This is a genomic window from Achromobacter sp. 1L-A-4-B-C2, from assembly GCF_057291955.1.
The window spans coordinates 89,516-102,193 of record NZ_JBXAWP010000004.1; the positions used below are offsets into that span (position 1 = coordinate 89,516).

The 12,678-nt window shown below is 62.9% G+C and carries 13 protein-coding genes; 2 read left to right on the top strand and 11 right to left on the bottom strand.

Translation table 11 applies throughout. The annotated features are described in order from the left end of the window. Positions 1-181: 181 nt before the first annotated feature. Positions 182-1,591, top strand: a complete 1,410-nt coding sequence (locus AC0Z35_RS19090) for a M23 family metallopeptidase (protein WP_046806109.1) — start codon at positions 182-184, stop codon at positions 1,589-1,591. Positions 1,592-1,670: 79 nt separating this feature from the next. Beyond that, a complete protein-coding gene (locus AC0Z35_RS19095; protein ID WP_485132518.1) occupies positions 1,671-2,804 on the top strand; it encodes an anhydro-N-acetylmuramic acid kinase in 1,134 nt (377 codons plus the stop codon). Between the two features lie 69 nt (positions 2,805-2,873). Here the strand turns inward: AC0Z35_RS19095 and erpA are convergent, their stop codons facing one another. From erpA to AC0Z35_RS19150, 11 genes are all read right to left on the bottom strand, one after another. After that, complete coding sequence (gene erpA / locus AC0Z35_RS19100) at positions 2,874-3,245, bottom strand: iron-sulfur cluster insertion protein ErpA (RefSeq protein ID WP_006217313.1); 372 nt, start codon at positions 3,243-3,245, stop codon at positions 2,874-2,876. A gap of 86 nt (positions 3,246-3,331) precedes the next feature. Beyond that, the gene (locus AC0Z35_RS19105) at positions 3,332-4,081 is read right to left on the bottom strand and encodes a DUF6776 family protein (RefSeq protein WP_370638745.1); all 750 of its coding nucleotides are present in this window, start codon (positions 4,079-4,081) and stop codon (positions 3,332-3,334) included. Between the two features lie 46 nt (positions 4,082-4,127). Further along, the gene (gene argC / locus AC0Z35_RS19110) at positions 4,128-5,192 is read right to left on the bottom strand and encodes an N-acetyl-gamma-glutamyl-phosphate reductase (RefSeq protein ID WP_046806107.1); all 1,065 of its coding nucleotides are present in this window, start codon (positions 5,190-5,192) and stop codon (positions 4,128-4,130) included. Positions 5,193-5,413: 221 nt separating this feature from the next. Next, positions 5,414-5,806, bottom strand: coding sequence for a 30S ribosomal protein S9 (gene rpsI / locus AC0Z35_RS19115; protein ID WP_006217310.1), 393 nt, complete (start codon positions 5,804-5,806; stop codon positions 5,414-5,416). Positions 5,807-5,815: 9 nt separating this feature from the next. Further along, the gene (gene rplM / locus AC0Z35_RS19120; RefSeq protein ID WP_006217309.1) at positions 5,816-6,244 is read right to left on the bottom strand and encodes a 50S ribosomal protein L13; all 429 of its coding nucleotides are present in this window, start codon (positions 6,242-6,244) and stop codon (positions 5,816-5,818) included. 328 nt (positions 6,245-6,572) lie between these two features. Continuing rightward, positions 6,573-7,283 (bottom strand): ABC transporter ATP-binding protein, encoded by a 711-nt coding sequence (locus tag AC0Z35_RS19125; RefSeq protein ID WP_046806106.1) that lies wholly within the window; start codon positions 7,281-7,283, stop codon positions 6,573-6,575. Between the two features lie 55 nt (positions 7,284-7,338). Further along, entirely contained in the window at positions 7,339-8,127 is a 789-nt protein-coding gene (locus AC0Z35_RS19130) for an ABC transporter ATP-binding protein (protein WP_046806105.1), read from the bottom strand. Further along, positions 8,120-9,001, bottom strand: a complete 882-nt coding sequence (locus AC0Z35_RS19135; RefSeq protein ID WP_046806104.1) for a branched-chain amino acid ABC transporter permease — start codon at positions 8,999-9,001, stop codon at positions 8,120-8,122. The genes AC0Z35_RS19130 and AC0Z35_RS19135 overlap by 8 nt, the downstream gene beginning before the upstream one ends. Positions 9,002-9,004: 3 nt before the next feature. Beyond that, complete coding sequence (locus AC0Z35_RS19140; RefSeq protein ID WP_046806103.1) at positions 9,005-9,886, bottom strand: branched-chain amino acid ABC transporter permease; 882 nt, start codon at positions 9,884-9,886, stop codon at positions 9,005-9,007. Positions 9,887-10,058: 172 nt separating this feature from the next. Further along, the gene (locus AC0Z35_RS19145; protein ID WP_485132519.1) at positions 10,059-11,213 is read right to left on the bottom strand and encodes an ABC transporter substrate-binding protein; all 1,155 of its coding nucleotides are present in this window, start codon (positions 11,211-11,213) and stop codon (positions 10,059-10,061) included. Between the two features lie 259 nt (positions 11,214-11,472). Beyond that, positions 11,473-12,567 (bottom strand): TRAP transporter substrate-binding protein, encoded by a 1,095-nt coding sequence (locus AC0Z35_RS19150; RefSeq protein ID WP_485132520.1) that lies wholly within the window; start codon positions 12,565-12,567, stop codon positions 11,473-11,475. Positions 12,568-12,678 lie beyond the last annotated feature (111 nt).

Below are 12,678 nucleotides of genomic sequence, written 5' to 3' on the forward strand. Positions count from 1 at the left end.
TCAGCTAGGATACCGCCCAATCATACGCAACTGCCATATATACGCAGTTGTGGTTCGGTCTACCACCCGTTGTTCACAAGATGCGCCCCGCGCCAGCCCTTGCCCCGGATATCGTGGCGCGCGGGGGCCGTTCGTGTCACGCACCCTGCGAGCTCATGCCACCTGAGAGGGTATCTTCACGATGAATCGTGGCCTCCACGAACTGGCGAGTAGCATCAAGCGCAAAGTTGCTGCCCTGTTTGCGCCCGTTGAGCCCAAGCCGCATCGCTCGGGACTTTTCCGTCGCACTGTTCTCGTCACCGCTATTGGTCTGTTTGCCGGCGCCGCCGCCCTGGGCATGGTGCAGCAACCCGACCGCTCCGAACTCCCCCCGTCCCGCATCATCCAGAGCGTTCTGCCGCTGACAGCCGAGCAGGTCGAAGTCAGCACGCCCAGCGCCGCGCCGTACATCAGCGAAACCCGCATTCGCTCCGGCGACACGCTGGCCGCGGTGTTGCAGCGCCTGGAACTGGACGCGCCCAGCCTGCAAACGTTCCTGACGCATGACCCCAGCGCCCGCAGCATCTACAAGCTGTACCCGGGCCGCTCGGTGCAAGCCGCCACGGACGAACAGGGCAACCTGATCTGGCTGCGTTACATCCATACGCCGGGCAACGAGACCGACGGCCAGGTCGTCACGCGCATGCTGCACGTCGCCCCTGCCGGCGACACCTACAAGGCCGAGGAAGTCACCGAAAGCACCGAGCGCCAGACGCGCGTTGCCGTGGGCACGATCAAGTCGTCGCTCTTTGGCGCGACCGACTCCGCCGGCATTCCGGACTCGGTCACCATGCAGATGGCCGACATCCTCAGCGCCAAGATCGACTTCCTGCGAGACCTGCGCCAAGGCGACCAGTTCCGTGTGGTTTACGAAGTTCGCTCGCACGACGGCCGCTATGCCGGCGCGGGCCGCGTGCTGGCTCTGGAATTCATCAACGGCGGCAAGACCTACAACGCTGTCTGGTTCAGCCCTGACGAAAAATCCGGTTCGTACTACGACTTCGACGGCACCAGCCTGCGTGGCGCGTTCCTGCGCACCGCGTTGAAGTTCAGCCGTATCAGCTCGACATTCGGCATGCGCATGCATCCCATCCACAAAACGTGGACGGGTCACAAGGGCGTGGACTACGCGGCGCCTTCGGGCACGCCGATCCACTCCACGGCGGATGGCACGGTCGAGTTCTCGGGCTGGCAGAACGGTTACGGCAACGTCGTCATCGTGAAGCACCACGGCAAGTATTCGACGCTGTACGCGCACCAGAGCCGCATCGCCGAAGGCATTACCAAGGGCGCCAAGATCTCGCAGGGGCAACTGCTGGGCTATGTCGGTTCCACCGGCTGGGCCACCGGCCCGCACCTGCACTACGAGTTCCGCGTGGACAACCAGCCGATCGACCCACTGGCGGTGGACCTGCCCGTTGCTCGTGCCCTGGAACCGGCGGAAGTCCGTGCATTCAACAATGCCGTGGCGCCCTACAAGCAGCAGATCCAGCTGCTGACGCAATTCCAGCAGACGCTGCCCGACGCGTTGACCAACGTGGCCAGTCGCTAGGCGGCCAGATCCGCAAACGTCCAGAAAGGCGGCCCGCGCAAACTCTGCCGGCCGCCTTTTTCTTTTTATCGAGGCGCCCGTGAACTCCCCTTCAACCGCATCGCCCGCACACCAGGGGCTTTATATCGGCTTGATGTCCGGCACAAGCGTCGACGGCGTGGACGGCGTGCTGGTGCGCCTGGGCGAATCCCAGGCCCCGCAGGTGCTGGCCAGCGCCAACCTGCCCATGCCGGAAAGCCTGCGGCGCGAGCTCTTGGCGCTGAACGTTTCCGGCAACGATGAGCTGGCTCGCGCCGCCTTGGCCGCCAATGCGCTTGCCCGCTTGTATGCGCAAGCGGTTTCCGCCCTGCTTCAGGACGCCGCAGCGGACGCCACCGACGTGATCGCCATCGGCGCGCACGGCCAGACCGTCAGGCACCGACCCGATAGCGGATATACGGTGCAATTGAATGCGCCCGCGCTGCTTGCTGAACTGACCGGGATCGACGTCGTAGCGGATTTTCGCAGCCGCGATGTGGCCGCCGGGGGCCAGGGCGCGCCGTTGGTGCCGCCCTTTCACGCGGCGATCTTCGGCGCGCCGCATGGCCGTGCCGTCCTCAACCTGGGCGGTATCGCCAACGTCACCCTGCTTGTTCCGGGCCAGCCCGTGCGTGGCTTCGATACCGGCCCCGCGAACGTGTTCCTGGACGCCTGGTGCCAGCGTCACCTGGGCCAGCCGTACGACGCAGACGGCCGCTGGGCCGCCACCGGCCAGGTGGTGGCGCCGCTGCTGGAACAGTTGATCGCCAGCGAACCGTGGTTTGCGCTGCCCGCGCCCAAGTCCACCGGGCGCGACCTGTTCAACCTGCAATGGCTTGATGATCGTCTGGCGGCCTTTGACGGCCCAAAGCCCGCGCCCCAGGACGTGCAGGCCACGCTGCAACGCTTGACCGCCCGCACCGTGGCAAACGCCATCGATGCCGCGGCGGCGGGCACGCAGGACGTCTTCGTATGCGGAGGAGGCGCGCGCAACGCGGGCCTGATGCAAGAGCTGGCGTATTGCCTGCAACGGCCCGTACAGCCAACCGACGCGTTGGGCGTGCCGGCACAACAGGTCGAGGCATTGGCCTTTGCGTGGCTGGCGCAGGCATTCGTGCAGCGGCGGCCGGCCGGGCATCCCGCCGTGACGGGTGCACGCGGGGCGCGTATTCTGGGCGCGCTGTATCCGGCCTGATCGCCCAATCACTGCAATGCAAAAAGCCCTTCGGCATGCCGAAGGGCTTTTACTTTCCTGCCAGGGTTATTACACCGAGAACGAGGAACCGCAGCCGCACGTGGTGCTGGCGTTGGGATTGCGGATGACGAATTGCGCGCCTTCCAGGTCTTCCTTGTAGTCGATTTCGGCACCGACCAGGTATTGGAAGCTCATCGGGTCAACCAGCAGTTGGACGCCGGCCTTGTCCAGCACGGTGTCGTCTTCGTTGACGACTTCGTCAAACGTGAAGCCGTACTGGAAACCCGAACAGCCGCCACCTTGGACAAAGACGCGCAGCTTCAGGTCAGGGTTGCCTTCTTCGGCCAGCAAATCCTTCACTTTGGCGGCAGCCGAGTCGGTAAAGACCAGGGGCACAGGCGGGGCGGCCTGAAGATCGACGGTTTCGGTTACTGCATTCATGGTTCACTCCTGGCCGGGTCGGCCATATTTCGGTGAGCGGCAACGGCGCTCGCATAGTGTCACTATAGCGCAGGGCTTGACTAGACTCAAAGTTCCAGTTTGACACTTCGCGACGCGCGGACGGTTTCGCCTTCCAGGACGCTGACGGTCACGCTTTCGGGGACAAATCCCTCGGGTACGGCCAGGATGCCCTGGCTGCGTTGGTACTGATCGAACTGCAACGCCAGCGAGGCGGCCGTGGTGGTTTCGCCTGTAGTCGTTACCGGGCCGGTCTCGGCCTTGACCTGCATCGGCGCCAGGTCGACGGTAACGGTTTCGCCCTTGAGCACGCCCGTGGCTTGAAACCGCAACGCGCCCGCAAACGGCGTGCCGCCATTGCGGCCGCTGCGCATCAACAACACTTTGTAGCGCAGGCCGCCGCCTTCACGGTCGATCTGCACGCCTCGGATATCCACCGACCCTTCCGGGCCTGCGGGCAATAATTGTTCGTAGAACGCCAGCTGGTCGCGTACCCGCCCGACTTCGGCCTGGGCAACGCGCAACTGCGTTTCAAGCTCTTGACGCGCCGACCGCTCAATGACGAGTTCGCCGTCCGCCGTATCCAGCTGGCTTTGCGTGTAGCGCAGTTGCGCGTTTTGCTGGCGCATGGCCTCTGCCTGCGCCTCGGCCTGTTGTGTACTGATCACCAAGGCGTCCGGCGGACGAGCCTGCCGCAGCGCATAGCCGTAACCGACGGCGCCTCCCAGCAGCACGCCGATCAGCAGCCCGGCAACGATGCGCAGCATCCCGCCTGCTGGGCGGGATGGCGAGTGGGAGGACGGGGCGTCGACGGGCATAAAGCGCGCAGGGCCGGCCACTTGCGCCGCCGGCCCGTGCAAAGCCTCAAGGCAGGATTGCCACCTGATCCAGGCCCGTGGATTCAGTAAACCCGAACATCAGGTTCATGTTCTGCACGGCCTGGCCGGCAGCGCCCTTGACCAGGTTGTCCTGCACGACCATGACGATCAGCAGGTCACCGTTGTCGGGGCGGCTAAGGGCGATGCGCAGGTTGTTGGATGCGCGCACCGACCGGGTCTCGGGCAGGCTGCCGGCGGGCATGACGTCAACAAAAGGCTCGTTGGCGTAACGCTCTTCGAACAGGGCCTGGAAGTCCGTGTCGCGCGCTTCGGGCAGGATGCGCGCGTACAACGTCGAGAACATGCCACGGATCATGGGCACCAGATGCGGCACGAAAGTCAGACCGACCTTGCCACCGGAGATCTTTTCCAGCTGCGACGAAATTTCCGGGTGGTGACGGTGGCCCGACACGCCGTACGCCTTGAAGTTGTCGGACGCTTCGGAGAACAGCGAGCCAACCTCGGCCTTGCGCCCGGCGCCCGACACGCCCGACTTGCAGTCGGCGATCAGGGATTGCGTGTCGACCAGGGCCTTGCCGCCTTCCAGCAACGGGGCCAGGCCCAGCAGCACGGTGGTCGGGTAGCAGCCGGGGTTGCCGATCACGCGCGCCTTGGCGATGGCTTCGCGGTTCAGCTCAACCAGGCCGTACTGGGCTTCAGCCAGAATTTCGGGGCACGTGTGGGGGATTTTGTACCAACGTTCGAACGTCGGGATGTCCTGCAGGCGGAAGTCCGCTGCCAGGTCGATGATGCGGGTTCCGGCGGCCAGCAGCTCTTGCGCTTGCGCCATCGCCACCCCGTGCGGGGTCGCGAAGAACACCACGTCGCATTCGGTGAGCGACGCCTTTTCCGGCGCGGAGAAGGCCAGATTCACGCGACCGCGCAGGTTCGGATACATATCAGCGACCGGCAAGCCGTCTTCCTTGCGGGACGTGATGGCGGTCAATTCCACATTGGGATGCTGCGACAGCAAGCGCAGCAGCTCGACGCCGGTGTATCCGGTGCCGCCGACAATACCAACCTTGATACGGGTATTCGATGCTTGGGCCATGATAGGTATGAACTCTTCGTAGGACGAAAACAGATTGTATCGCCCGGAGAATACAGGGTTGCGCCGACGCGAGCATCGCGTGGAACGATCTGGACTCATCCGACCGAAAAAGGCGGCGCGGAGTTCCGCGTTGCAGAAGGCGGGCGGGACAAATCGGACACCCATCCGCCATCAATGCCCAAAAACAAAAAACCCGCCGAAGCGGGTTTTTTGCAGCAACATTAACGCTTGCTGAACTGCTTGCGACGACGTGCCTTGCGGAAGCCGACCTTCTTACGTTCGACTTCACGGGCATCGCGGGTCACAAAGCCAGCTTGCGACAGTGCGGGCTTCAGGGTCGCGTCGTAGTCGATCAGGGCACGCGTGATGCCGTGACGGACTGCGCCAGCCTGGCCGGTTTCGCCGCCGCCGTGGACGTTGACTTTGATGTCAAACGATTCCAGGTGGCCGGTCAGTTCCAGCGGTTGGCGCACGATCATGCGACCAGTTTCGCGGGCGAAGAAATCGTCAACGGGCTTGCCGTTGACAACGATCTTACCCGTGCCCTTCTTGATGAAAACGCGAGCCACCGAAGTTTTGCGACGGCCGGTTCCGTAATTCCAGTTACCGATCATGGCGTTTCCTTAGATATCCAGCGTCTTGGGCTGCTGGGCGGTGTGCGGGTGCTCGGCACCAGCATAGACCTTCAGCTTCTTGATCATGGCGTAGCCCAGAGGACCCTTGGGCAGCATGCCCTTGACGGCCTTCTGAATGGCGCGACCGGGAAAACGCTCTTGCATTTTCTCGAAGTTCGTTTCGCGGATACCGCCCGGGTACGTGGTGTGGCGGAAGTACTTCTTGTCCTTCGCCTTGGTACCGGTAACGACGATATCGGAAGCGTTGATGATGACGATGTAATCGCCAGTATCAACGTGCGGCGTGAATTCAGGTTTGTGCTTGCCACGCAGACGACGTGCGACTTCGCTGGCCACACGACCGAGGACTTTGCCCTTGGCGTCGATCACAAACCAGTCACGTTGGACTTCATGCGGCTTGGCCACAAAGGTCTTCATGATGGTTCCTAAGAATAAAAAGTTCTTGCTGACTAGAACGTCTAGCCAGTGTTCTTTCCCCAACTGGGCAAAAACCAAAAACCTGATGAACCGCAACCCAAGGATTCGGTTCGGGGTTTTGCCTTTATCGACGTCCCGCCTAAGCGTTATTACCCGCCCGTGCAATAGTCAAAATGAGGGAAAGCCTGAAATTCTAACACGGCTGCTCAAAGATTGGGCAAGCGAAAAGAAGTCAGGTGGCGGCTGGCCGCAAGCAACGTTGCAGCCAGCGCACAGACAAATCCGGGGACAAATCGCTAGCACCCGGGCCGGCCAGAGCCCGGCGCGATCAGGCGCCCAGGTAGGCTTCGAGCACGCGCGGGTGGCCCAGCAGTTCGCGGCCCGTGCCGGTCAGCGCCATGGCGCCGTTTTCCAGCACATACCCGCTTTGCGCGATCTTCAGCGCCTGACGCACGTTCTGCTCCACCAGGAACAGGGTCAGCCCATCGGCGTTGATGGCGCGCAGCGAACGGAAAATTTCCTGCACGACGATCGGCGCCAGGCCCATGGACGGCTCGTCCAGCAGCAGCAGGCGCGGCTTGGCCATCAGGGCCCGGCCAATCGCCAGCATCTGTTGTTCGCCACCCGACAGGTTGCCGGCGATGCCCGTGATCCGTTCCTTTAGGCGCGGAAACAGGTTGAACACGTATTCCAGGTCGGAAGCCACGTTCTTCAGGCCACGGCGATACGCGCCCAACTCCAGGTTTTCCAGCACCGTCATGGTGGTCAGGATGGCGCGGCCTTCCGGCACCTGCACGATCCCGCGCGCCACCAGTTGGTGCGGCGCCAGGTTGGTGATGTCTTCGCCTTCGAACAGGACGCGGCCGCGCGCCTTGGGCAACAGGCCCGACAGCGCCAGCAGCGTGGTGGACTTGCCGGCGCCGTTGGCGCCGACCAGGGCGGTGATCTCGTTGGCGTTCAGGTCCAGGTCGATGCCGCGCACGGCTTCGATGTGGCCGTAGTTGACTTCGAGTCCGCGGACTTCAAGCATTGCGCTCATTGTGCAGCCTCCGCGCAACGCGCTACGGTATTCATCTTGGGAGCAGCCCGGCGACTCATTTGGCGGCCTCCACTTGTTCGGTGTCTTCGTCGTCTTCGCGGCCCAGATAGGCCTCGATGACCTGCTCGTTGTTGCGGATTTCGTCGGGGCCGCCGCAAGCGATGATCTTGCCAAAGTTCAGCACCGCGATGCGTTCGCACAGGCCCATGACGAAGCGCATGTCGTGTTCGATCATCAGGATGGTGTAGCCGCGATCCCGAATGGCCAGGATCTCGCGCATGAGTTCGGCGCGTTCGCCGGTATTCATGCCCGCGACCGGCTCGTCCAGCAGCAGCAGCTTGGGCTCGGTGGCCAGCGCGCGCGCCAGCTCCAGGCGGCGCTGTTCGCCGTAGGACAGGTTGTCGGCCAGATCGTTTGCCTTGTGATCCAGGCGCATCCACGTCAGCAATTCGTGCGCGCGCTCGCGGGCACGTTTTTCGTGCTCGCGGTAACCCGGCAGGCCCAGCAGCAAGCTGGGAAAGCCGTAGTTCATGTGCCGATAGGCGCCGACCACCACGTTTTCCAGCAACGTCATCTCTTTGAAGAGACGAATGTTCTGGAACGTGCGGGCGATGCCCATGCGCGTGATGCTGTGCGGCTTCTTGGACAGGACGCTTTGGCCGTTGAACGTGATGGTGCCGCCGCTGGGCGGCAACAGGCCGGTGATCAGGTTGAACACCGTGGTCTTGCCGGCGCCGTTCGGGCCGATCAAGCCGAAGATGGAACCCTCGGGCACCGACAAGTTGACGTCATGCAGCACATGCAGGCCGCCGAAGCTCTTGGAGACGGAAGAAAGCTCAAGCATGGCGCTTGCCCCCCTGGCCGCCCCGGCCTTGACGCATCCAGCGCTTGAAGCGCGCCGGATCCCAGATGCCTTGCGGCAGGAACAACACAATCACCACCAGAATCACTCCGTTGGCGACCAGGCGCAGATCCGCAAAACCGCGCAGCAGCTCGGGCAACACGGTAATGATGAAGCTGCCCAGCACGGGACCGGCCAAACCGCCGATGCCGCCCAGGATGGCCATGGTCAGGATTTCAACGCCACGGTCGAAACCGTATTCATTGGGACCGATGAAGAAGGTCAGGTGCGCGTTCAGGGCGCCGGCCAGACCCGCGATCATCGCGCCGGCCACGAAGGCCAGCATCTTGTTGGCGCGCACGTCGATGCCCATCAAGCCGGCCGCCGTTTCGTCGCCACGAATGGCGTCGAACGAACGTCCGATCTTGGAGGCGCGCACGCGCCACAGCACGAACAGCACGATGACGACCGCCAGCACCACATGCCACCACTGCGTCAGCTGCGGGATGCCGTTCAGCCCCAGCGCGCCGCCGGTAATGGATTCGGTGTTCAGGATGGTGACGCGCACCACTTCGCCAAAGCCCAGCGTGGCCATGGCCAGGTAGACCCCGGACAGGCGCAAGGTTGGCAAACCGATCAACGCCGCCACCAGCGCGGGCGCGGCCATGCCCCCGGCCAGCGCAACCGAGAACGGCGCGTCGTAGTTCATGGTGAGCAGCGCGGCGGTGTACGCCCCGATGCCCATGAAGGCGGCGTTGGCCATGGCCAGCATGCCGCAGGCCAGGGTCAGCCAGATGGAGAGGGCCAGCAATGCGTTGGTGCCCAGCGTAAGCACCAGGTTGCCGTAAATGGCCCAGAAGTTTTCGAATCCGCTCATTCTTTAAGCCTTGCGTTGAACCACTTTGCCGAACAGACCTTGCGGGCGCACCAGCAGGATCAGGAACAGCAGGCCGAAAGCCACCGCGTCGCGCATGGTGGAGCCGATGTAGGCCACCGACAGCACCTCGGCGAATCCCAGGAACAGACCGCCCAGCATGGCGCCGCGTATGTCGCCCATGCCGCCCAGGATGATGACCGCGATGCCCTTGTGCAGCATCGGCTGGCCCATCAGCGGGAACAGCGCGTTCGAATACAGGCCGATCAGCACGCCGGCCACGCCACCCAGGGCGGCGGCGGCGAACGAGGTCGTGACGAACAGCTTTTCAACGTTGATGCCAAGCAGCCACGCGGCCTTGGGCGATTCGGCGATGGCGCGAAGCGCGCGGCCGAACTGCGTGCGGCGCATGACGTACATCAGCACGGCCATCAACGCGAACGACAGGAAGATGATGCCCAGCTCGATCACGGTCAGATGCAGGCCGGCGACCTCGATCACTTCCTCGGGCACGGTACCGTGCGGAAAGCGCAGGTTGCTGGCGCCAAAGATGCTCTGGGCGCCGTTATTCAGGATGATGCCCACGCCAATCGTGGCGATCATGGGGATCAAGTGGGGTGCGTTGCGCTTGCGCAGCGGCTTGAGGACCAGGTAATCGATGATGACCCCGGTGAAGCCGGCCACAAAGAACGCGACCATCAGCGCCGCCCACAAGGGCAGGCCGAATTGCTGAACCACGAACAGTGCCGCGTAGGCGCCAACCATGAAGACGGCGCCATGCGCCAGGTTGATCACCCCGAGCACGCCGAAGATCAGCGTGAAGCCCAGCGCGAACAGTGCATACACACAGCCCAGCGACAAGGCATTGACGAATTGTTGTTCGAACATGATGGGACTTTCCAGATCTATGAGGGCCCCATGCAGCGCCCACTGCATGGCCTGACGCCGCCCGCGAAGACGGCATGGCTTTTATTGGGACGGCCCTGCGATAAAAAGCGCCTTGCGGCCAGCCTGTGGGCTGCCCGCAAGGCGCATCCCCCCGCGCGGGGATGCGTAGCGCTTACTTTTCGATGACGTACTTGCCGTCCTTGGTCACGCTGACGATCGGCGCCTGGTCGGCGTCGTAGCCGGCGGGCTTGCCGGCGCGGTCGTTGGCTTGGCGGAACTTGAACGGGCCGGTGGCGCCGGTCCAGGTCACGGACGGCAGCGCGTCGCGCAGCGCGGCACGGTCCTTGGGCAATTCGCCGGTGATCTTGGTGTTCTTCAGTGCCTGGGCCACGATGTACATGGCGTCATACGACTGAGCCGCGAACTGGTCCGGCGAACCGTTGAACTTGGCCTTGTAGGCGTCGATGAACTTGACGTTCTCGGGGGCCTTGTTCTCGATGGACCACGGGCTGCCGATCCACAGATTGTTCGATGCGCCGCCAGGGGCCAGGTCGAAAATCTTGACCGAGTTCATGCCATTGCCGCCGATGACCGGCACGTTCAGGCCCAGTTGGCGCGCTTGCACCATGATCGGGGCGCCTTCGGCCAGCAGTGCGGACAGCACGATGGCGTCGGGGTTGGTGCCCTTGATCTTGGTCAGCTGGGCCTTGAAGTCCACGTCGCCCTTGGCGAACGTTTCGGTCGTGGTGACCGGGATCTTCTGGTCTTCCAGGGCCTTCTTGAAGTTGTCGTAGCCGCTCTTCGTGAAGACGTCGTCGTTACCGTAAAGCACGGCCACGTTCTTCAGGCCGGTCTTTGCCTTGACGGTGGAAATCGTGGCCGGCAGCACGTCGGCTTCGGTGACCGAGTTGCGGAACACGTAGTTGCCGATGGACGTGATGCCATCGGCGGTGTTGGACGTGCCGAAGGCGACCGTCTTGGCCGCTTGCGCGATCGGGTCAGCAGCTTGGGCCGAGTTGGACAGCGTCGGGCCAAAGACCATCAGGACGTTGTCTTTGAAAATCAATTTCTTGAAGACGTTGATGGCTTCTTCTTTCTTGCCTTGTTCGTCTTCGACAACCAGCACCAGCTTGTTGCCGTTGATGCCACCCGCAGCGTTGATTTCATCAGCGGCAAGCTGGAAACCATTACGGATCGACACGCCGTACTGGGCGGCGCCGCCGGACAGGGCTTCTGCCACGCCCAGCTTGATGTCAGCCGCGTGCGCAGCCGGGACGATACCAGCGGCGATCAGCGCAGCCAGCAGCTTCTTGGTCTTGGATTGCATGGTTGATACCACCTTAAAGTCTGTCTCGGAATATTGGTAATCCGGGCTGGTGTAATCCCGCCGGATTGACGTCATATGGCGCCTAAAGGCGCCATGATTGCGCGTCAAGACCCGGGATATTACTCCTTTGTATCAGGCCGAAACTCGAATGTGGTTCGAGAAAAGCCCGAAAACCGCCCATTTTTTTGTAAAAAATGCGCTATTACTAGCAAAAACCCTACTTTGCACCGAATGCCATTCGGCGTCCGGCGCCCTCCTTCTACCGTCCCGACAACGCCACGGCCACGTACTGGCCGTAAGCGTTTTCGGTCAGGCGGAACCACGGCATTTCGCTGTCGCGAAAGCCCATGTAACTGTCGTGTATTGCCTTGAATTTCGGGTCTTTGGCCGACAAGTCCTTGTAGACCTGCTGCGTGGCCTCGAATGCCACGTCCATGATGGATCGCGGAAAAGCGCGCACTTGCACGCCGCTTGCCGCCAGTTGCGCCAGCGCTGAGGGGTTGCGCGCGTCGTAGCGGGCGGTCAGCGACACATGAGCGGCCAAGGCGGCAGCCTGCACGATGGACTGGTAATGCTTGGGCAGCTTGTTCCAGGCGTCGTCATTGATATATAGCGACAGCTGCTCGCCGGGCACCCACCAGCCGGGTCCGTAGTAATACTTAGCTACTTTATTGAAGCCCAGCTTGGCGTCGTCATAGGCGCCCGCCCCCGCGATGGCTTGCAGCCCTTCTTTGTCGAAGGCCTCGGCAAGCGGCACCTGGGAGACCGGCTGCGGCGCTACGCCCAGCCGGGCCAGCACGTCGGCGCCAAGGCCGGAGACGCGCATCTTCAGGTCTTTCAGGTCAGCCTGGCGCTTGATTTCCCGCGTGTACCAGCCGCCCATCTGGGCGCCGGTATTGCCCAGCGGGAAGTTGATGATCTTTTCGGGTTTGAACAGTTCGCGGGTGAGGCGCAGGCCGTCGCCCTCGCTCATCCACGCGTTCATCTGGCGCGCCGTCAGCCCGAAGGGCACGGCGGCATCGAAACAAAAGGCGGGGTTCTTGGCGTGATAGGCGCGCGACGAGCCGTGTCCGCATTCCACCTTGTTGGTGGAGACGGCTTCAAGCAGGTCGGCAGCCGGTACGATTTCCCCTTCCGGGAAATGACGGATATTGAACTTGCCGCCGGTGGATTCCGTGACGAACTTGCAAAACTGTTCGCCTGCGCCGATGCGCAAGTCCAGCGCGCTGGGAAATGCAGAGGCAAGGCGCCAGCTCAAGGACGGCATGTCTTGCGCGAACGCAGGCGCGCTGACGGCGGCGCCGGTTGCAACGGCGCCCAGTCCGGCATGCTTCAAGAATGAACGTCGTTGCATCGCAATGCTCCTCAGCAGCTTCGGGGTACGTCGAGCAATACCCGCCGGATATTACACGGTGAGGCCGTGCCGGGCGCTAGAGGAATTCCCCAGCCGCGCGGCCCCCATCCC